The organism is Pleomorphomonas diazotrophica (genome assembly GCF_002844595.1).
GTDB lineage: Bacteria > Pseudomonadota > Alphaproteobacteria > Rhizobiales > Pleomorphomonadaceae > Pleomorphomonas > Pleomorphomonas diazotrophica.
The window spans coordinates 236,426-256,713 of the sequence record NZ_PJNW01000009.1 but is presented as its reverse complement, the minus strand read 5'-3'; the positions used below and the strand labels follow the sequence as shown (position 1 = coordinate 256,713).

Here is a 20,288-nt window from a genome sequence, read left to right as displayed (position 1 = left end):
CACAGCCGCTCGCATGGCCGGCCGCCCTGAGGCGACCACCTTGTCCGCCGCCCCGCTTGAGGGAACGGCACGGCCAGTTACGCTAACCTCACCCGACCGAAACGCCGCCCCTCTCACCGGATCGGCCGAAACCCGGCCGAAAACAAAGCAAGAAGCGGGCCGACCGGGCCGCTTTTTTAAATCCCAGTCACCGGAATACCGGCGCGCTCGACACGTCGTGGCGCCACGATGTCCTTCCACTGGCTGAGCGCCTTGGCCACCGCCGTGAACGGCTTGCGCGGCACGAACTTGCCGTGGCCTTCCTCGGTCTTCATCGTGGCCTCTTCGACCACCACCTTGCCGCGCGACAGGGTGAAGCGCGGCAGGCCGGTCACCTCGTAGCCGTCGAAGACGTTGTATTCGATCACCGACTGCTGGGTCTTCGGCGAGATGACCTTGGTGCGCTTGGGATCCCAGACCACGAGGTCGGCGTCGGCGCCGACAAGCACGGCACCCTTCTTCGGGTACATGTTGAGGATCTTGGCGCTGTTCGTGGAGGTCACCGCCACGAACTCGTTCATGGTCAGGCGGCCGGTGCGCACGCCGTAGGTCCAAAGCAGCGGCATGCGGTCCTCGAGGCCGCCGGTGCCGTTGGGGATCTTGCGGAAGTCGCCGAGACCGTTGCGTTTCTGGGCAATGGTGAAGGTGCAGTGATCGGTGGCGACGCAGCTCAACGATCCGGCGGCGAGACCGGCCCACAGGCTGTCCTGATGCAGCTTGTTGCGGAACGGCGGGCTCATCACACGGGCGGCCGAATGATCCCAGTCGGGATTGGCATACTCGCTCTCGTCGAGCAGCAGGTGCTGGATCAGCGGCTCGCCGTAGACGCGCATGCCCTTCTGGCGGGCGCGGCGGATCGCCTCATGCGCCTGCTCGCAGGAGGTATGAACGACATAGAGCGGCGCGCCGGCCATATCGGCCAGCATGATGGCGCGGTTGGTCGCCTCGCCCTCGACTTCCGGAGGACGCGAATAGGCGTGCGCCTCGGGGCCGGTGTTGCCCTCGGCGTAGAGCTTGGCCTGCATCTGGGCGACGACATCGCCGTTCTCGGCATGCACCATCGGCAGGGCGCCGAGTTCGGCGAGCCGCTGGAAGGACGAGAACATCTCGTCGTCATCCACCATCAGCGAGCCCTTGTAGGCCATGAAGTGCTTGAAGGAGTTGATACCCTTCTCCTCGACCACCACCTTCATCTCGTCGAAGACCTGCTTGTTCCAGGCCGTCACGCACATGTGGAAGGAATAGTCGCTGTTGGCGCGGCTCGCCCGGTTGTGCCAGCTCTGCAACGCGCTCAGCATCGACTCGTCCGGGCGCGGGGTGATAAAGTCCACCACCATGGTCGTGCCGCCGGCGAGGCCCGCGCGGGTGCCGCTGTCGAAATCGTCGGCCGAGTAGGTGCCCATGAAGGGCATTTCGAGGTGGGTGTGGGGGTCGATGCCGCCCGGCATGATGTAGCAGCCCGTGGCGTCCAGCACCTCGTCGCCCTTGAGATCGGGCCCGATGGCGACGATGCGCTCGCCTTCGATCAGGACGTCGGCTTCATACGTCAGATCGGCGGTGACGATGGTTCCACCCTTGATGACCTTCGACATGGTTCAACCCTCGTTGGACGGTTCGTCCGTCAGCTTTCTTGTCATGAACAGACTATAGGGGTTCGCCGCGTAATCGGCGAAGGGGCCGCATTCGGCGTAACCGAGCCGACGATACATCGTCACAGCCTCGGTGTTGAGCGGGCCGGTCTCCAGATACAGCGTCGTCACGCCGCGCTCGGCGGCGAGCGTCTCGAGGCGGGCCATGATGCGGCGGCCGAGCCCCAGGCCACGGGCCGCATCGGACACGAAAATGCGTTTCAGCTCGGCCGTGCCGTCAGCAAACCATTTCACCGCGCCGCAACCTTCGGCCGCCCCGCCGCGCCGGGCCACGAGAAAGGTGACGTCAGGCGACTTCAGCCCTGCGATGTCGGTGCCGAAATGTCCTTCCGGCGGGTAGCGCTCCAGCGAATAGGCATCGGAGGCCTCGATCAGCGCGATGACGTCGGCCCGATCTGGCGCCTCCTCGGCTATGACATGGAGCGCTTCCGTCATCAGGCGACGATCTCCGCGGTTTCCAACACGGCATGCAGCAGCACGTCGGCACCGGCCGCCGCCCATTCCGGGGTGATCTTCTCGTCCTCGTTATGGGACAGGCCGTCGACGCAGGGGCACATGATCATGGTCGCCGGAGCCACCTTGGCCGCCCAGCAGGCGTCATGGCCGGCGCCGGATATGATGTTCATGTGGCTGTAGCCGAGCTTTTCGGTGACCGAACGGACACGGGAGACCAGGGTAGGATCGAAGGTGACGGGGTCGAAATGGCCGACCACCTCCACCGAGCATTTGACGCCCAGGGGATCGCAGAGTTTCGGCGCCTCGGCTTCGATCAGCGCCCGCATGCGGTCGAGCTTCTCCTGCTCGGGCGACCGGATGTCGACGGTGAAGACCACCGTGCCCGGCAGCACGTTGCGCGAGTTGGGCGAGAACTTCACCTGGCCGACGCCACCGACCGCGTTGGGCTGGCTGTCCATCGCCACCTTCTGCACCAGCTCGAAGATGCGGGCCATGGCGAGGCCGGCGTTGACGCGCATGTTCATCGGCGTCGAGCCGGTATGCGCCTCCTTGCCGGTCAGCGTGAACTCCAGCCACCAGAGCCCCTGGCAGTGGGTGACGACGCCGATCTGCTTGTTCTCGGCCTCCAGAATGGGCCCTTGCTCGATGTGATACTCGAAATAGGCGTGCATCTTGCGCGCGCCCACCTCTTCCTCGCCGAGCCAGCCGATGCGCTTCAGCTCGTCACCGAACACCTTGCCGTCGAGATCCTTGCGAGAATAGGCGTAGTCGAGGCTGTGAACGCCGGCGAAAACGCCCGAGGCCAGCATGGCCGGCGCGAACCGGCCGCCCTCCTCGTTGGTCCAGTTGACGACGACGATGGGATGCTTGGTCTTGACGCCGAGGTCGTTGAGCGAGCGGACCACTTCGAGCGCGCCGAGCACGCCGAGCACGCCGTCATACCGGCCGCCGGTCGGCTGGGTGTCGAGATGGCTGCCGACGTAGACCGGCAAGGCGTCTGGATCGGTGCCCGGTCGAGTCAGGAACATGGTGCCGATCTTGTCGATGCCCAGCGTCATGCCGGCGGCTTCGCCCCAGGCCTTGAACAGCGCCCTGCCCTCGGCATCGGCGTCGGTCAGCGTCTGCCTGTTGCAGCCTCCCCTGACGCCCGGACCGATCTTGGCCATGTCCTCCAGGCTGTCCCACAGCCGCGCCCCGTTGACCCGCATGTTGTCGGTCGGCGTCGTCATCTTGTTCCCCTGATCGCGGGAGCGAAGCCGATTGAGCCGCCCCCGGCATCCCCGGCCATCCAACCGCCCCTCAAGGCAGCGGATCGGCGAAACTTTTACCAATTGATAAAGGCAGTGTCGGATTTGCCCCGGAATTGGTCAAGGGCGATTTTTGGGCAACAAACTAGGCAAAAGCCTCAGTTTTCGGCGAAACGCCCGAAGATGCCGCGTTTGGCAGCGCGGCCATTGACGCAAGCAAGACCATTTCCGCCCAAGCTCAAAGCACCAACGCCGACAGGAGCGCAAAGGCGGCGTAGGTGACGTTGAAGATCAGAAGGAGATGGAAGCCGTGCAGAAGAATATGGTGAGCCGATGCAGGTTGCCGTGCCAGCACGTGGGCAATGCCGACCATTGCCAGCAAGAACACTCCTACAAGGGAAGCGACAAAGCGCCGCGCCAGCCCGCAGAAGGCGGCTACCAGCATGGTCACGGCAACGGCCGGCGTCATGGCTCACCTCGTCGCGTTTCGTCTCGGTTGTCGCAAGGTCGTCCCAGCGTCCGGCAAAAAGGTGGCAACTCCAGGGGAAAGTCGGCGGTCGGCATCACGTTGTCGCGACCGCCGGCTTTCTCAATAAGCGCGAGTTCGGCTGTCGAACCCGGCCGAGATTGGTCAAATCACATGGGTTCGGCTTCCAGGTAGCCGATGGCGCTACCGGCCGCATCGAGCACGATGGCGATCTTGCCGACGCCGGGGATGGCCCACGGGCCGCGCATCACCTTGCCGCCGGCCGGCTCCACCTTGCCGACCGCCGCGTCGATATCGTCTACGGCGACATAGGCGAACCAGTCGCGCGAGCCGGGCTGGCTTTCGGGCCACTCGAAAATGCCGGCTACCGGGCCTTCCTGCCCCTTCACATAGGCCAGCGTGTAAAGGCCGTTCTCGCCCATGTCCTCCTCGGTGAACGTCCAGCCGAGGGCGGCGCCGTAGAAGGCCTTGGCGGCGGCGACGTCGGGGGTCATCAACTCATTCCAGCAAAAACTACCGTGCTTGGTCATGGCAATCTCCTCTCCTTGCGCCAAACAGAACATAACGTGAACCAGATCTTCGTTGTGCGCAATGAGACTAATCGATCAGAATGACAAAAACGCCGGTCGGGAGACCCGACCGGCGTCGCTGGAGAAATACTCGGCCTGCCCTTAGGGCAGCGCCTTCAGCACGTCGGCGATCACCGACACCAAGAAGTCGATCTGCTCCTTCGTGACGATCAACGGCGGCGACAGGGCGATGATATCGCCGGTGGTGCGCATCATCACGCCCTTCTCATAGGCGCTCAGGAAGGCGGAGAAGGCGCGCTTGGTCGGCTCGCCGTCGATCGGCCTGAGCTCGATGGCACCGACGAGACCGATGTTGCGGATGTCGATGACGTGCGGCAGGCCCTTCAGGGAATGCAACGCGTCCTCGAAATACTGCGCAAGCTCGGGGCCGCGCGTCAGCAAGCCTTCCTTGGCGTAGATGTCGAGCGTCGCCATCGAGGCGGCACAGGCGACCGGATGGGCCGAATAGGTATAGCCGTGGAACAGCTCGATGGCGTGCTCCGGCCCGGTCATGAAGGCATCGTAGATTTCCGAGGAACAGAGCACGGCACCCATGGGGATGACGCCGTTGGTGATGCCCTTGGCCGTGACGACCATGTCCGGAACGATGCCGAAGTAATCAACCGCGAAGGGGGCGCCGAGGCGGCCGAAGCCGGTGATCACTTCATCGAAGATCAGGAGAATGTCGTGTTTGGTGCAGATCTCCCGGAGGCGTTCGAGATAACCCTTGGGCGGCACCAGCACGCCGGTTGAGCCGGACATCGGTTCGACGATGACGGCGGCGATGTTGGAGGCATCGTGCAGGTAGATGATGCGCTCGAGTTCGTCGGCGAACTCGGCGCCATACTCCGGCTGGCCGCGCGTGAAGGCGTTGCGCTCAAGGTCGTGCGTATGGCGCATGTGATCGACGCCGGTGAGCAGCGAGCCGAAGAACTTGCGGTTGGTGGGAATGCCGCCGACCGAGATGCCGCCGAAGTTGACGCCGTGATAGCCGCGCTCGCGGCCGATGAGCCGCGTCTTGGTGCCCTTGCCGCGCGCCCGCTGGTAGGCGAGCGCAATCTTCAGCGCCGTTTCCACCGACTCGGACCCGGAGTTGGTGAAGAACACATGGTCGAGCGGCTTCGGCAGCATCGAGGTCAGCCGTGCCGCCAGCTCGAAGGCCTTGGGATGGCCCATCTGGAACGCCGGCGCGTAGTCGAGTTCGCCAACCTGATTGGCCACCGCCTCGACGATCTCCCGACGGCCGTGGCCGGCATTGACGCACCAGAGCCCGGCCGCTGCATCGAGCAGCTTTCGGCCGTCGACAGTGGTGTAATACATGCCGGAGGCCGAGGCGAGCAGGCGCGGCGCCTTCTTGAACTGCCGGTTGGCGGTGAACGGCATCCAGAAGGCTTCGAGGTTGTTGGGAACGGGAACGTTCATGGAGATCTCCGAGCGAGGCGGACGGCGAGGCTTGGATAGCGGTCGAGCAGGTCCGGATCGACACGTAGATAACGACATGCGCGTTTCCTGAACAAGCAGTTATCTTGGGCAGATCGATCTCCTTGCAAAAGCGGGCTGTTTGTGGCGACCTGTTCGGTAAAGCAAACAACTTAACAGCGGAGGATGCCATGTCCCTCGATCTCGGCGGCAAGCTCAGGCGGTTTCGTGAGGCGCGCGGCCTGTCGCAACGCGAGCTGGCGCGGCGGGCCGGCATCTCGAACGCCACCGTCAGCCAGATCGAATCCAATACCATCAGCCCGTCGGTCGGCGCCTTGAAGCGCATCCTCGACGCCCTGCCGGTGCCGATGGCCGACTTCTTCGCCGAGGAGGAGCCGGCCGCCGAGCAGATCTTCTTCAAGGCCGAAGACCTGATGGAAATCGGCCGTGGCGGCGTGTCCTATCGGCAGGTGGGGCGCGACCTCTCGGGTAAGGCGTTGCAAATCCTCTCCGAGCGCTACGAGGTGGGCGGTAGCTCCGGCCGCATTCACCTGCGCCACGAGGGCGAGGAAGGCGGCATTGTGCTGAAGGGACAGCTTGAGGTGATCGTCGGCGACAAGCGTCAGGTGCTCGGCCCCGGCGAGGCCTATTATTTCAAAAGCCACGAACCGCACCGCTTCCGCAACGTCGGCGACGACGTCTGCGAGGTCATCTCGGTCTGCACGCCGCCGAGCTTCTGAGCGGCTATTGACCCTCATAACGTTATGCGTTATGCGTAGAAACTGATCATGATCCTGAACTTCGCGGATGCGGAAACAGAACTTGTCTGGGAAGGACGCCGCAGTCGCAGGCTGCCACCGGATATACAGTCCGTTGCGCTTCGCAAGTTGCGCATGCTCAATCAGGCAAGAGTGCTCGACGACCTTCGTGTTCCACCGGGTAATCGCCTTGAGGCTCTCAAAGGCGACCGCTACGGACAGCACTCGATCAGAATCAACGACCAGTGGCGAATATGCTTCGTCTGGACTGAAGGAGGACCATCCGATGTCTCAATCGTCGACTATCATGGCTGATCTTCTCGACAACCCGACGCCGGGCGAAATTCTCCTGGAAGAGTTCCTGATTCCAATGGGTATCAGCCAAAACGCTCTTGCCCGCGCCATCCTTGTGCCGCCCCGCCGCATCAACGAGATTGTTCTCGGCAAGCGGGCCATTACCGCCGACACCGACCTGCGCCTCGCCCGCTATTTTGGCTTGTCGGAAGGTTTTTTTCTTGGGCTTCAGGCAGACTACGACCTGATGGAGAAACGTCGGGAGATTGGCGACGATCTCCACCGGATCACACCACGGGCCGCCTGATGCCGAGCTTCTGACCATCCGGACAAATTCTTCCACTGCAACCGGCGTTTTGCCGCTGATCCGGGCTTGCCGAACGCTCAGATAGCGTGGACATTCGCTTCATGAGTTACGAAACTGCGACCGACGGCCCGGATCTGGCCCGCGCGCGCGGCTCCAAGAAGCGGACGCGCATTCAGGCGGAAAACGAAGAGCGCATCCTCGATGCGGCGCTGGAGGTGTTTTCCCGCTACGGCTTTCGCGGTGCCACCGTCGACCAGATCGCCGAGCGGGCCGGCATGTCCAAGCCGAACCTTCTCTATTACTTTCGCCGCAAGCATGATCTCTACACGGCGGTACTGACGCGCACGCTCGACATGTGGCTTGCGCCCCTCGGAGACATGACCGAGGACGGCGACCCGGAGAGCGAGCTCACCGGTTACATTCGTCAGAAACTCGAGCAGTCGCGCGACTTCCCACATGAAAGCCGACTGTTCATCGGCGAAGTGTTGCTCGGCGCGCCGCATCTCGACAGCGTCCTCAAGACCGACCTCAAATCCATCGTTGAAGAAAAGGCGGGGGTCATTCGCCGCTGGATCGAGGAAGGCAAGCTCATCGATGTCGATCCCGTCCATCTGATCTTCATGATCTGGGCGACGACGCAGCATTATGCCGACTTCGACGCCCAGGTCCGTTCGGTGCTGGGTCGCGGGGTCGAGGACCCCACTACCTTCCGCGCCGCCTCCGACACGGTGATCGGCGTGCTGATGCGCGGCATCCTGCCGACGCGCGACTGAGCCGTCTTGACCTCTTTACGGCTTTGCAAAGACGGCGGCGTGGCTGCGCCAGATGTCCGGGCGATCGACGGCAACGAGGCCGGCGATCTTGGCGGCGGCGCATTCCTCCGCGAACAGGGCTTCGGAGACATGACCGGCCGGCTCGGCAAGCAGCAGTGTCGCGCCGGACTTCATGGCGGCGGCGGCCTCCCGGAAGAAGTTTGCCGCATCGCCAAGCTCGTGAACCACGGCGAAGGCGAGAACGAAATCGATCTCGCCGGGAAGATCGCCGACGCCAAGGCTGGTCTCCCGCCCGAGGCGCATGTCGATCCGCTTCTCCAGACCCTTCGATTCGGCACGGCGGCCCAGCGCCGAGAGCATGCGCGGCTCGATGTCGACCACGTGGACCTTGCCGGTCGGCCCGACGAGGCGCGCCAGTTCCAGCGTGAAATAGCCCATGCCCGGCCCGGGCTCCAGAACGCGGAACCCCGGCCTGACGTGCGGCGTCAGCAGTTTCGCCGGATGCTGGAGCAGCTTGCGCAGCGGGTTGATCAGGACATAGCCAAGATACCAAGGACAGCGATGCGGCATTATTGTCTCCCCCTACCGGCGGCGAAGCGATGGTCGCCTGCCGGTGCTGATCAGATGGGGGCGGCGCCAGCGCTCGACCATGCCGCTGGCGCTCCGGAACACTGCGTAGGTTCGATCCGAACTTACTCCGCCGCGACGGCCGAGGGGTTGTTGGGGTGGGTCGTCCAGTTGGCATATTGAGCCGGCACCACCTTGCCGGTGCGCGGGTCGACCGACCCGGGCGCCATGGCTTCCATGGTGATGCAATCCTCGACCGGACAGACGTTGACGCAGAGATTGCAGCCGACGCACTCCTCGTCCTTCACCTCGAAATGCCTGATGCCGTCGACCATGTGGGTGATCGCCTGATGCGAGGTGTCCTCGCAGGCGATGTGGCAGCGGCCGCACTTGATGCAAAGGTCCTGGTTGATCTTGGCCTTGGCGATGTAGTTGAGGTTGAGATATTTCCAGTCGGACAGGTTCTTGACCGCCAGGCCGCGGAAATCCTCGATGGTGGCGAAGCCATGGCCGTCCATGTACTTCTTCATGCCGTCGATCATTTCCTCGACGATCTTGAAACCATAGGTCATCACCGCCGTGCAGACCTGCACGGTGCCGCAACCGAGCGCGATATATTCGGCGGCGTCGCGCCAGGTCTCGATGCCGCCGATGCCCGAAATGGGCATGCCCATGGTCTCGGGATCGCGGGCGATCTCGGCCACCATGTTGAGGGCGATCGGCTTCACCGCCGGCCCGCAATAGCCGCCGTGGCTGCCCTTGCCGTCAATGGTCGGCACCGGGGCGAAGCTGTCGAGATCCACGGCGACGATGGAGTTGATGGTATTGATGAGCGACACCGCATCTGCCCCACCCTTTCTGGCGGCGCGGGCCGGATAGCGGATGTCGGTGATGTTGGGCGTCAGCTTGACGATCACCGGCATGCGCGTCGCCTGCTTGCACCAGCGGGCGACCATTTCGATATACTCGGGCACCTGCCCCACCGCCGAGCCCATGCCGCGCTCGCTCATGCCGTGCGGGCAGCCGAAGTTGAGTTCGAGGCCGTCGGCGCCGGTTTCCTCGACCCGGGCGATGATCGACTTCCAGTTCAGCTCCTCGCAGGGCACCATCAGCGAGACAACCAGCGCCCGGTCGGGCCAGGCCTTCTTCACCTCGGCGATCTCGCGAAGGTTCAGCTCCAGCGGGCGATCGGTGATCAGCTCGATGTTGTTGAGACCGGCAAGGCGCCGGTCGCCGGCGTGAATGGCGCCGTAGCGCGGGCCGTTGACGTTGACGACGGCGGGGTCCTCGCCGAGCGTCTTCCAGACGACGCCGCCCCAGCCGGCGCGATAGGCGCGCTCGACATTGTACTTCTTGTCGGTGGGCGGGGCGGACGCCAGCCAGAAGGGGTTCGGCGACTTGATGCCGAGGAAGTTGGTGCGGAGGTCGGCCATGTCGGATCTCCCTCGATCAGGCGGAAAGGGCGGCGTGGATGGAAAGGGCGGCGCGCTTGCCGTGGTCGACGGCCTGGACGGTGAGGTCCTCACCGCCACGGATGCAGTCACCACCGGCCCAGACGCCGGCGAGCGAGGTCCGCAGCTCCGCGTCGACCGCGATGCGGCCACCGTCGAGCGCGACCGTCTCGCCACTCTCCACCGGGCCGGAAACGAAGGTCTGGCCGATCGCCTTCATGACCTGATCGGCCGGAAGGCGAACGCTTCGACCGGTTCCGGTCAGCCGACCCGACACGTCGAGAGCCGTGCGCTCGAAATCAACGGCGGCGACCGCGTTGCCTTCCGACACGATCCGCTTGGGCGCCACCCAGTGCAGGATGCGCACGCCGTTCACCTGGGCGAGCTCCTGCTCGTAGCGGCTGGCACCCATTTCGGCCGGACCGCGCCGGTAGGCGATGGTCACCTCGTCGGCGCCGAGCTTCTTTGCCTGTATTGCGGCATCCACTGCGGTCATGCCGCCGCCGATGACGACGATACGCGCGCCGACCTCGATCCCCGACTTGTCGGGCGACTGCCGAAGATCTTCGATCCAGCGCACGGCGTCGACGACACCAGCCGTTTCCTCGCCTTCGACCCCAAGGGCATTGACGGCCTGAAGGCCGAGGCCGAGGAAGACGGCGTCGTGGCTTGCCTTGAGATCGGCCAGCGTGAAGTCGCGGCCGAGCGCCTTGCCGGCTTCGACCGTGATACCGCCGATGCCAAGCACGAAGTCCACCTCGCGCTGGGCAAAGTCATCAGTCGCCTTGTAGGCGGCGATGCCGAACTCATTGAGGCCGCCGGCCTTGCCGCGTGCCTCGAAGATGGTGACGTCATGGCCCTTCAGCGCCAGTTCGTGGGCACAGGCGAGGCCCGCCGGGCCGGCGCCGACGACAGCCACCTTGCGGCCTGTGGCCGGCGCGCGGAGACCGAAGGCGGAGTGGCGTTCGAGGTAGTGATCGGTGGCATGGCGCTGGAGGAGACCGATGCGGACCGGTTTCTCCTCGGCGGCGTTGCGAACGCAGGCCTCCTCGCACAGCGTCTCGGTGGGACAGACGCGGGCGCACATGCCACCGAGAATGTTGGCAGAGAAGATGGTCTCGGCGGCGCCCTCGACATTGCCGGTGCCGATCTTCCGGATGAACAGCGGTATGTCGATCGAGGTCGGGCAAGCAATGGTGCATGGCGCATCGAAGCAGAAATAGCAACGGTCGCTTTCAACGACCGCCTCATGCGCCGTGAGCGGCGGATGAACGTCCGAGAAATTCTTACCGTAATCGGCCGCAGCGAGGCGTCCCGCAGAAATATCCGGCATGGATGTTGGTCCCGTGGCTGGTGCACAGTAACGACGAAGACAAAACACTCCCGTTCATCGGTTCAGCCGGCCTGGCAGATCCGATGTCCTTGATCCAATCGTGATTTCGAGCCCTGAAAGCCGGCTCGAACCAGATTTTCAGATTGTTTTGTCCGCTATTCCCCGGCGGTTTTTCTCCGCCCTTCTGTTTCCTTGATCTTTCGGTAAAAAAATCGAAGGGTCAAGGCGCAAATTTGAGCAGAAACGCCGGGATCGAGCCCTTTCGCTAAGCGCCAAGCGGAAACCAGTTCTTGAAATGGGCCGGCCCGGCGCATCAAGGCACCGTCAATCGACGCCAGAAGCCGTTGGACGATCAAACCTGCAGGTGACCAAGGATAGTGTAATGCAGCCACCGACTGGCGCGCATCCGGGACCAAGACAAAAAAAGAGGGCTTGCGCCCTCTAGTTGTTTGGACCGCTAGTCCGCGAAACCGCGGAAAGGGGCTGCTAACCCCGCGACGAGTTGAGCCAGCAACGTTGTCGCAATTTTTATGATAGCGCGTCGCTCGCAATCTTCCAGCGCCAAAAGCTGTCGCGCCCCCGTTTTCACCGATAACAGGACAGAAACATTCAAATCCTCCTTCAAGTGCGACATCCTTGCAACAATGCTCAACCAACAGGCCCACTTAGAGCACCCCCTCTGCAGCCCATTGATATTATATAATATTTCAAAAATAGACGCGTTCTGGATGTATTATTTCCGTGGTGAGACGCGCAATGATGCAAATACCCGGCGGGCCGTTTTCCCGCCGGGACCATTGGTTGCATCGCGGACGTCCGATCGGATGTTCAACCGGCCACCCGCCGCTCGGCGATTATCCCCGCTTCGCTTCCCGCCGGCCGGCCCCGCCAAACCGAACTAAACCCTGGATAGCATTCTCGACAATGACATGGCCGGCATCCGCCGACAGCGACATGATCGATTCCGGATGAAACTGCACGGCGGCAAAGGGTTCGCTCCGGTGTTCGATGGCCATGATCACGCCATCACCGGTTTCCGCCGTCACCCGGAACGCCTCAGGCAGATGATCGCGATCGGCATGAAGAGAGTGATAGCGGCCGATCACGATCTCGGACGGCAGGCCCGAGAACAGCAGCGAGTTCGAGGACACCGCGATCTTCGACGGCTTGCCGTGATAGGGCACGTCGAGCTGCGCCAGCTTGCCGCCGAACGCTTCGACCATCGCCTGCAAGCCGAGGCAGACGCCGAAAACCGGCAGGCCAAGCTGTCGCACCGCCGCGATGGTCCGCGCGCATTGGAAATCGGACGGGCTTCCCGGTCCCGGCGACATGACGAGAAGATCGGGCTGTTCGGCGGCGATCAGGGCCGGGTCGATGCCCTTCCCCTTGGAGGCGCGCAACGTCTTCACCTCGGCGCCGGTCTGGCGGAAGTAGTTGGCGAGCGTATGGACGAAGCTGTCCTCGTGGTCGACCAGCACGATCCGCGTGCCGGCACCCACCGCCTCACGAGCCACAGAAGCGGCGGCGACCGGAGCGGTGCCAGCCTCGCGAATGGCGGTGATCAGCGCCGAGGCCTTGAGCTCGGTCTCCTTCTCCTCATCTTCGGGCACCGAATCATAGAGCAGCGTCGCGCCGGCGCGCACCTCGGCGATGCCGTCCTTGAGGCGGATCGTCCTGAGCGTCAGGCCGGTGTTGACGTCGCCATTCATCAGGAAGGCGCCGACGGCGCCGCCGTACCAGGCCCGGCAGCTCTTCTCGTTGTCCTCGATGAACTGCATGGCCCAAAGTTTCGGCGCACCGGTCACGGTCACCGCCCAGGCATGGCTCAGGAAGGCATCGAGACCGTCCATGCCGTCGCGCAGCCGCCCCTCGATGTGATCGACGGTGTGGATGAGGCGCGAGTACATCTCGATCTGGCGGCGGCCGATGACGCGCACCGAACCCGGCTCGCAGATGCGGCTCTTGTCGTTGCGGTCGACGTCCGAGCACATGGTGAGCTCGGCCTCGTCCTTCTTGGAGTTGAGCAGGATGCGGATCTGCTCCTCGTCCTCGATGGCGTTGCGACCGCGCCGGATGGTGCCGGAGATCGGGCAGGTTTCGACGCGCTTGCCATTGGTGACGCGCACAAACATCTCGGGGCTGGCGCCGATCAGATACTCGTTGGCGCCAAGGTTGAACATGAAGCCGAAGGGCGCCGGATTGATCTGCTGCAGGCGGCGGGCGATGGCCGACGGCGGCGACGACGGCTTCTCGTAGAACACCTGGCCCGGCACCACCTCGAACAGGTCGCCGCGCCGGAAGTACTCCACCGCCTTGCCCACCGAAGCGGCATATTCGCCCGGCTGGTGGTCGCCACGGCCGGGATTGCGGTCGCTTTCTCGGAAGGGTTGGTGCTCGCCGTCGCGCGGCAGGCCGACCGTCAGCCGTCCCTCGACGACGAAGTCATAGGAATAGATCGTCGCGGCGGCGCGGTGATGGTCGACGACGGCAATCTCGTCGGGGAAGTAGAGGACGAGGTCGCGCTGGTCGTTCGGGCGCGGCAGCTTGAAGTCGACGCTGTCGAACTGGAAGGCGAGGTCATAGCCGAAGGAGCCCCAGAGGCCGAGCTTGTCGTCCTCGGGCGTGGCAAACTTTGCGATGATGCGGCGGAGAACCGAGAATACCGAGGGCTGGCGCGAGCGATCCTCTTCGGCAAAACCATCCTTGGGAGTGGTCACTTCGAGGGAAATCAGCGCGTCGTCGGCGGTGAGAGAGACGAGGTCGGGGCCGCGCACGGCGGCGGCGAAGGCGGGGAGAAGAATCCGGCCGCGCGCGTTGAGGGCCTCGATGGTCATCTTGCGGCCGCGGGCGGTGATCGCCACCGGCGGGTCGACAAAGGCGATGTCCCAGCGCGAGTAGCGGCCGGGAAACTCGTAGTTGGACGACAGCACGGCGCCGCGCCGCGTATCGAGCTTGTCGAAATAGCCTGAGATCGCCGTCTTGTAGTGGTCGGGTCTGGCGCTACGCGCCACTTCCACCCCGCCGGCGGTGATGAAGGATTCTCTGTTGCCGGACGAACCGGCCTCGGCTTTGTTCTTGACCATCGCAATCTCCCCTGTCGCCACTCGGAGAGACCGTCTCGGACACCTAAACAAAAAGGGCCGTCCCGGTCTCCCGGAGCAGCCCTCGCTCATTTCGTCCCGTCTGGACACACCGCGTCGGCCGCTCTCTTCAAGAGAAGCGCCACCACCACGAAGCGTTCAGTGCGACAAAACCGTTCATGCCCCACCCATAGGCGAAGCACGCCCGGTTGTAAAGCCGCCGCTTTCTTGGCCTGAAATGCCGGTGGGCTTCCGACCCCAGGCTTCGATCTCCGCTCGAACCGCCTCGCGGCTTCAAGAACGGCCCTACATCGCGACACATTCGCAAAGAGGAGTTTGCATTTCCCCCGTTCGACCTTACAACCCTTGCATCGCCGGCCGCGCCGGACCACCCGATTTTGGCGCTTCGCGCCGCATGCTTTGACAATAGGTTGCGCCCGTGTCCCAGGATTCCGCCCCCGTCATCCGTCTCGCCGACTACCGGCCCACACCCTATGCCATCGACAAGGTCGACCTCGAGTTCGATCTGACGCCGGAGAGGACGCTGGTCGCGGCAACGCTTGTCCTTTCGCCGCGCGCTGGCACCGCCGGGGAACCTCTCGTTCTCAACGGCGACGAGTTGACGCTCGTCCGCATCGCGGTCGACGGTCGCGAGCTGCGCGAAGACGAGTATGAGGCGAGCGCCGACCGGCTGACCGTCAAGGCGCCGCCCGCCGGCAGCTTCCGCCTAGAAATGACCACCCGCCTCGATCCGGCGGCCAACACCAAGCTGATGGGCCTCTATCGCTCGTCCGGCACGTGGTGCACCCAGTGCGAGGCGGAGGGCTTCCGCCGCATCACCTATTATTATGACCGGCCGGACGTGCTCTCGGTGTTCACCGTGAAGATCGTCGCGCCGAAGATCGAGGCGCCGATCCTTCTGTCCAACGGCAATCCCGTGTCGTCGGGCGACCTCGGCGACGGCCGCCATTTCGCCGTCTGGCACGATCCCTGGCCGAAGCCGAGCTATCTCTTCGCGCTGGTGGCCGGCGACCTCGACGCCCTCGAAGACGAGTTCACGACGATGGGCGGCCGCAAGGTGAAGCTCGCCATCTACGTCGAAAAGGGCAACGCGCCGAAGGCCGTCTATGCCATGGACTCGCTCAAGCGGTCGATGAAGTGGGACGAAGAGGTGTTCGGCCGCGAGTATGACCTCGACGTGTTCAACGTGGTGGCCGTCTCCGACTTCAACATGGGGGCCATGGAGAACAAGGGCCTCAACGTCTTCAACGACAAGTACGTGCTGGCCGATCCGGAGATCGCCACCGATGCCGACTATGCCGGCATCGAGGCGGTGATCGCCCACGAGTATTTCCACAACTGGACCGGCGACCGCATCACCTGCCGCGACTGGTTCCAGCTTTGCCTCAAGGAAGGTCTCACCGTCTTCCGCGATCAGGAGTTCTCCTCCGACATGCGCTCGCGGGCGGTGAAGCGCATTTCCGACGCGCGCCTCCTGAGGAGCCAGCAGTTCCCCGAGGACGGCGGCCCGCTCGCCCATCCTGTACGGCCGGAACAGTACAAGGAAATCAATAACTTCTACACGGCGACCGTTTACGAGAAGGGCGCCGAGGTGATCCGCATGCTGAAGACGCTGATCGGCGACGATGCGTTTGCGCGCGGCATGGACCTCTATTTCACCCGCCATGACGGCGAGGCCGCCACCATCGAGCAGTTCATCGCCTGCTTTGCCGAAGCCTCCGGCCGCGACCTTGAACCCTTCATGGTCTGGTACCGCGAAGCCGGCACGCCCACCGTCACCATCGACGAAAGCTGGGACGAGGCGGCGCGGCGCTACACATTGACGCTCACGCAGGAAACCCCGGCAACGCCCGGCCAGCAGACCAAGAAGCCGCGCGTCATCCCCGTGCGCTTCGGCCTCGTCGGCCCGGATGGCAAGGACATGCGGCCGTCCGGCATCGCCGGCGCCGAGGTGAATGGCGACACGCTGATCCTGACCGCGCCATCGCACACCGTCACCTTCGAGGGCCTGCCCTCGCGGCCGGTCCCCTCGCTGTTCCGTCGCTTCTCGGCGCCGGTGAAGGTGCGGCAGTCGCTGTCGTCGGCCGATCTCATCTTCCTGCTCGCCAACGACGCCGACAGCTTCAACCGCTGGCAGGCCGGAACGACGCTGGCGATGACCGCACTGGTCAAGGCGACGCAGCAGGTGCGGGCCGGTCAGGCGCCCAGCTTCGAGACGGCGCCGATCGATGCGCTCGGCAAGCTGCTAGACGATCCTGCCCTCGACGCTGCCTTCAAGGCGCTGCTCATTGCCGTGCCCAGCGAGAACGACGTCGCCCGCGAAGTGGCCGAAAATGTCGATCCCGACGCGGTGGCCACCGCCCACCTGGCCTATCGGCGCACCATCGCCGGCCGGCTGGAGGCGCGGCTCCGGGCCATCGTCGAGGCCGACAATGCCGCCGCTGACCAACCCTACGTGCCGGATGCTGCTGGCTCCGGCAGGCGATCGCTTGCCAACACCGCCCTCGATCTCCTGTCGATCACCGGTTCGGCCGAGGCAATGGCGCTGGTGCGTCGCCGCTTCGAGACGGCCATCAACATGACCGACCGCATGGCCGCGCTGACCATCCTGGTCCATCGCGGCGATGCGGGCGCCGAGGCTGCGCTGGCCGCCTTCTTCGAGCGCTTCGGCAACGTGCCGCTGGTGGTCGACAAGTGGCTGTCGGCACAGGCGTCGGCACCGCTTCCCGGCACGCTCGACAAGGTCATGACGCTGACGCAGCATCCCGCTTTCTCCTTCGGTAACCCGAACCGCGTCAGGGCGCTGGTCGGTGCCTTCGCCACATCGAACCCCACCCAGTTCGGTCGGGCCGACGGCAAGGGCTTCGGCTTCGTGGCCGACATCATCTCTCGGCTCGATGCGGCCAACCCGCAACTGGCGGCCCGGCTGCTCGTTACCTTCCGCTCATGGCGGTCCTACGAACCGAAGCGGCGGGCCCAGGCGGAGACGGCGCTGCGATCGATCCAGGGCAAGCCGCAGCTGTCGCGCGACGTCGCCGACATCCTGGAGCGGACGCTGGCCTGACCGGCCGGATGCGCCACCATTTCCTCCTTGCGCTTTTCTGTGGATAAGGGCCGGGAAGAGGTGGCGATCCCAGGAAGTCCCTGTGGTTCCTGCCGAATCCCGTCCGTCGGAATCGGCAGGAATGTCACAGATTCCGCCATTCGCCGGCGGCGATTCAAAAAGAAGATTCAACGCTCTTTAACCTATGGACAGAGCGATTCCCGATGATTCAAACTGGCCCTGATTCGGGGGTGTTTCGCGTTCCCCAACAACATGCGGCGGCGGGGCAACGACATGGCGGGCAACGACCTCAGTCGAGGGTCGGGAACGTGGAGAGCGCGCTTTTTTGGCGACGCCGAAACGGAAAGCATCCTGAAGGGGCACGCCGGCCTGCTGGTCCGCCCCTCCTATCTCCGTCTCCTCCAGGCCGAACCGCTGTTCCGTCGTTCGATCCCCGTTCTGATTTCGGCCTTCCTGTTGGTCGGCGGCATCTTCCACGTCTCCAACCTTCTCCAGCAGCGAACCGACACCTATCGCGCCGCCTCCGACATGGTGGCGCTCCTGGCCGAGGCGCTTGACGCCGACCTTTCAGCCCATCCGTCGCTTGAGAAGACCGACGGCGGCTTCTCCGGCATCATGCGGGCCGCATTGCGCGACAGCCTGCCCCCTTCGGCGACCAGCGACGGCCGCGTCATCCTGTTCGCCGATGCGAGCGGAACCATCCGGGCAACGGCGCCGGAAGGGGCGTTTATCGGCGGCGGCTCCGTGGCCGACCTGTTCGGCGCCGACCAGCCGATGCTGGTGTTCGGCAAGCGGGCGGGCGTTCTGGATGTCACGCTTTCCAACGGCACCGAAGCGCTCGCCACGGTGCGCAACCTTGCCGGCGAGCGCGGCACTGTCGCCGTCTACCAGCCGCTCGCCCAGGTCTATGTCGGCTGGCGGCATGATGTGACCATGACGGCGGTGCTGTTCGTCGGTACGTCGCTGATCCTGATCGCCGTGGTCTACGCCTTCTTCGCCCAGATGAGCCGGGCGCGCGAAGCCGACCGCATCTACAACGCCACCCAGGCCCGCGTCGACACGGCGCTCCGGCGCGGCCGATGCGGCCTCTGGGACTGGGACCTCGCCCGCGGCCGGCTGTTCTGGTCGCCGTCGATGTATGTGATCCTGGGCATGGAACCCAACTCCGACCTGATGGGCTTCAACGACCTGCAGGCGCTGATCCACCCCGACGATGTCGACCTCTACGAACTGGCCAAGGAAGTCCTTGAAACCGGCCAGCCGTCCGTCGACCTGGAGTTCCGCATTCGCCACGCCGGCGGCGAATGGGTGTGGCTCCGGATGCGCGCCGAGGTGGTTCGCGATCGGGACGGCTCGCCGCACCTCATCGGCATCACCGTCGACGTCACCGAGCAGAAGACCCTTGCCCAGGAGAACGCCACGGCGGCCATCCGCCTGCGTGACGGCATCGACACCATTTCCGAAGCCTTCGTCATCTGGGACTCGGAAAACCGGCTGGTGATGTGCAACTCGAAATACCAGAGCCTGCATCAGTTGCCGGACAGCGTCGCCCGACCGGGCACGCCCTATGCCGAGGTAATGGCGGCGGCCCGACAGCCGAAGGTGTCGAGCGAGGGCTTGCGCTATTCAATGTCCGGCGGCGAGCGCTCCTACGAGGCGCGGCTCGACGACGGGCGCTGGCTGCAGATCAACGAGCGCCGCACCAAGGACGGCGGCTTCGTGTCGGTCGGTACCGACATCACCCAGCTGAAGCGCCACGAGGAGAACCTCCTCGAAAGCGAACGGCAGCTTATGGCGACCGTCGCCGACCTTCGCCAGCATCGTCACAAGATGCAGCTTCAGACCACCCAGTTGGTCGAACTCGCCGAGAAATACGCAGAGGAAAAGGCCCGCGCCGAGGCGGCCAACCGGGCCAAGTCCGAGTTCCTTGCCTCGATGAGCCATGAGCTCCGGACGCCGCTCAACGCCATCATCGGCTTCTCCGACATCATGATGTCCGGCATGTTCGGCGATCTCGGGTCAGAGAAGTACACCGATTACTGCCGCGACATCCACGACAGCGGCATCTACCTGCTCAACGTCATTTCCGACATTCTGGACATGTCGAAGATCGAAGCCGGCCGGGTCAACCTCACGCTGGAGTCCGTGGTGGTCGACGAGGTACTCGGCGAGTGCGTGCGCATCATGTCGTCGCAGGCCGAGACGCGGCAGATCGTCCTTGCCACCGATTTCGAGGCGGTCGAGCCGATGGTGGCCGATCGTCGCGCCGTCAAACAGGTGGCGCTCAACCTTCTCTCCAACGCGCTGAAGTTCACGCCGGCCGCCGGCACCGTGACGGTCAGAACGCGGCAGGTGGGCGACAACGTTCTGTTCTCGGTGAGCGACACCGGCATCGGCATTCCCGCCGCCTCGCTCGATCAGATCGCCAAACCCTTCGTGCAGGTGGAGAACCAGCTGACGCGCAAGCACCCCGGCTCGGGGCTCGGGCTTGCCATCGCCCAGTCGCTGGTGGCGCTGCACGGCGGCCGCATGACGATCGAGTCGGTAGAAGGGTCGGGAACGACGGTCACCATCTCGATGCCGCGCATCGCCGCGCCGACGGCAAGCGACGGCACCGCCGCGGTGGCGACCTCGCAGGCCGGCTCGGCCGTCGCCTATCCGCGCGTCGTTGCCGCGCCCGATGTGTTCACCGAGCCGCGGAGAACCGTCCACTAAAGCTTTTCGGTGAAATCACGGTCACCAAAAAAGCTCTGTCTCTCTGTTGAGATGCAGTT

The 20,288-nt window shown here is 64.3% G+C and carries 16 protein-coding genes; 6 read left to right on the top strand and 10 right to left on the bottom strand.

The window, feature by feature from the left end; translation table 11 throughout:
- Positions 1 to 176: 176 nt before the first annotated feature.
- From hydA to aptA, 6 genes are all read right to left on the bottom strand, one after another.
- Complete coding sequence (hydA, locus tag CXZ10_RS12720; protein WP_101289714.1) at positions 177 to 1,631, bottom strand: dihydropyrimidinase; 1,455 nt, start codon at positions 1,629 to 1,631, stop codon at positions 177 to 179.
- A gap of 3 nt (positions 1,632 to 1,634) precedes the next feature.
- Complete coding sequence (locus CXZ10_RS12715; RefSeq protein WP_180335975.1) at positions 1,635 to 2,123, bottom strand: GNAT family N-acetyltransferase; 489 nt, start codon at positions 2,121 to 2,123, stop codon at positions 1,635 to 1,637.
- Entirely contained in the window at positions 2,123 to 3,373 is a 1,251-nt protein-coding gene (locus CXZ10_RS12710; RefSeq protein ID WP_101289712.1) for a Zn-dependent hydrolase, read from the bottom strand. Before CXZ10_RS12710 ends, CXZ10_RS12715 begins: the two co-directional genes overlap by 1 nt.
- Before the next feature lie 256 nt (positions 3,374 to 3,629).
- Positions 3,630 to 3,860: a hypothetical protein gene (locus CXZ10_RS12705; protein ID WP_101289711.1), complete on the bottom strand. Its 231-nt coding sequence runs from the start codon at positions 3,858 to 3,860 to the stop codon at positions 3,630 to 3,632.
- 167 nt (positions 3,861 to 4,027) lie between these two features.
- Positions 4,028 to 4,408, bottom strand: coding sequence for a VOC family protein (locus CXZ10_RS12700; protein WP_101289710.1), 381 nt, complete (start codon positions 4,406 to 4,408; stop codon positions 4,028 to 4,030).
- Between the two features lie 141 nt (positions 4,409 to 4,549).
- A complete protein-coding gene (gene aptA, locus CXZ10_RS12695) occupies positions 4,550 to 5,869 on the bottom strand; it encodes an omega-aminotransferase AptA (RefSeq protein ID WP_101289709.1) in 1,320 nt (439 codons plus the stop codon).
- Positions 5,870 to 6,057: 188 nt separating this feature from the next.
- On the opposite strand from aptA, the gene CXZ10_RS12690 reads away from it, so the two are divergent.
- The 4 genes from CXZ10_RS12690 (at position 6,058) to CXZ10_RS12675 (ending at position 7,998) form a co-directional block, all read left to right on the top strand.
- Entirely contained in the window at positions 6,058 to 6,606 is a 549-nt protein-coding gene (locus tag CXZ10_RS12690; protein ID WP_101289708.1) for a cupin domain-containing protein, read from the top strand.
- 48 nt (positions 6,607 to 6,654) lie between these two features.
- Positions 6,655 to 6,939 carry a type II toxin-antitoxin system RelE/ParE family toxin gene (locus CXZ10_RS12685; RefSeq protein ID WP_101289707.1) on the top strand — a complete coding sequence of 95 codons (285 nt, stop codon included), beginning with the start codon at positions 6,655 to 6,657 and terminating at the stop codon, positions 6,937 to 6,939.
- Positions 6,911 to 7,225 (top strand): HigA family addiction module antitoxin, encoded by a 315-nt coding sequence (locus tag CXZ10_RS12680; RefSeq protein WP_101289706.1) that lies wholly within the window; start codon positions 6,911 to 6,913, stop codon positions 7,223 to 7,225. The genes CXZ10_RS12685 and CXZ10_RS12680 overlap by 29 nt, the downstream gene beginning before the upstream one ends.
- Positions 7,226 to 7,326: 101 nt before the next feature.
- Complete coding sequence (locus CXZ10_RS12675) at positions 7,327 to 7,998, top strand: TetR family transcriptional regulator C-terminal domain-containing protein (RefSeq protein ID WP_101289705.1); 672 nt, start codon at positions 7,327 to 7,329, stop codon at positions 7,996 to 7,998.
- A 15-nt stretch (positions 7,999 to 8,013) separates the two neighbouring features.
- Here CXZ10_RS12675 and CXZ10_RS12670 read toward each other — a convergent pair whose 3' ends face one another.
- The 4 genes from CXZ10_RS12670 to CXZ10_RS12655 all read right to left on the bottom strand — a co-directional run bounded on the left by CXZ10_RS12670 (position 8,014) and on the right by CXZ10_RS12655 (position 14,432).
- Positions 8,014 to 8,568: a class I SAM-dependent methyltransferase gene (locus tag CXZ10_RS12670; RefSeq protein WP_101289704.1), complete on the bottom strand. Its 555-nt coding sequence runs from the start codon at positions 8,566 to 8,568 to the stop codon at positions 8,014 to 8,016.
- 122 nt (positions 8,569 to 8,690) lie between these two features.
- Positions 8,691 to 9,998, bottom strand: a complete 1,308-nt coding sequence (gene preA, locus CXZ10_RS12665) for an NAD-dependent dihydropyrimidine dehydrogenase subunit PreA (RefSeq protein WP_101289703.1) — start codon at positions 9,996 to 9,998, stop codon at positions 8,691 to 8,693.
- Positions 9,999 to 10,014: 16 nt separating this feature from the next.
- A complete protein-coding gene (locus CXZ10_RS12660) occupies positions 10,015 to 11,349 on the bottom strand; it encodes an NAD(P)-dependent oxidoreductase (protein ID WP_101289702.1) in 1,335 nt (444 codons plus the stop codon).
- 854 nt (positions 11,350 to 12,203) lie between these two features.
- Positions 12,204 to 14,432 carry an anthranilate synthase component I gene (locus tag CXZ10_RS12655; protein WP_101289701.1) on the bottom strand — a complete coding sequence of 743 codons (2,229 nt, stop codon included), beginning with the start codon at positions 14,430 to 14,432 and terminating at the stop codon, positions 12,204 to 12,206.
- Between the two features lie 436 nt (positions 14,433 to 14,868).
- On the opposite strand from CXZ10_RS12655, the gene pepN reads away from it, so the two are divergent.
- Both pepN and CXZ10_RS12645 read left to right on the top strand, forming a co-directional pair.
- Entirely contained in the window at positions 14,869 to 17,514 is a 2,646-nt protein-coding gene (pepN, locus tag CXZ10_RS12650) for an aminopeptidase N (protein ID WP_101289700.1), read from the top strand.
- 273 nt (positions 17,515 to 17,787) lie between these two features.
- A complete protein-coding gene (locus CXZ10_RS12645) occupies positions 17,788 to 20,229 on the top strand; it encodes a sensor histidine kinase (protein ID WP_101289699.1) in 2,442 nt (813 codons plus the stop codon).
- Positions 20,230 to 20,288 lie beyond the last annotated feature (59 nt).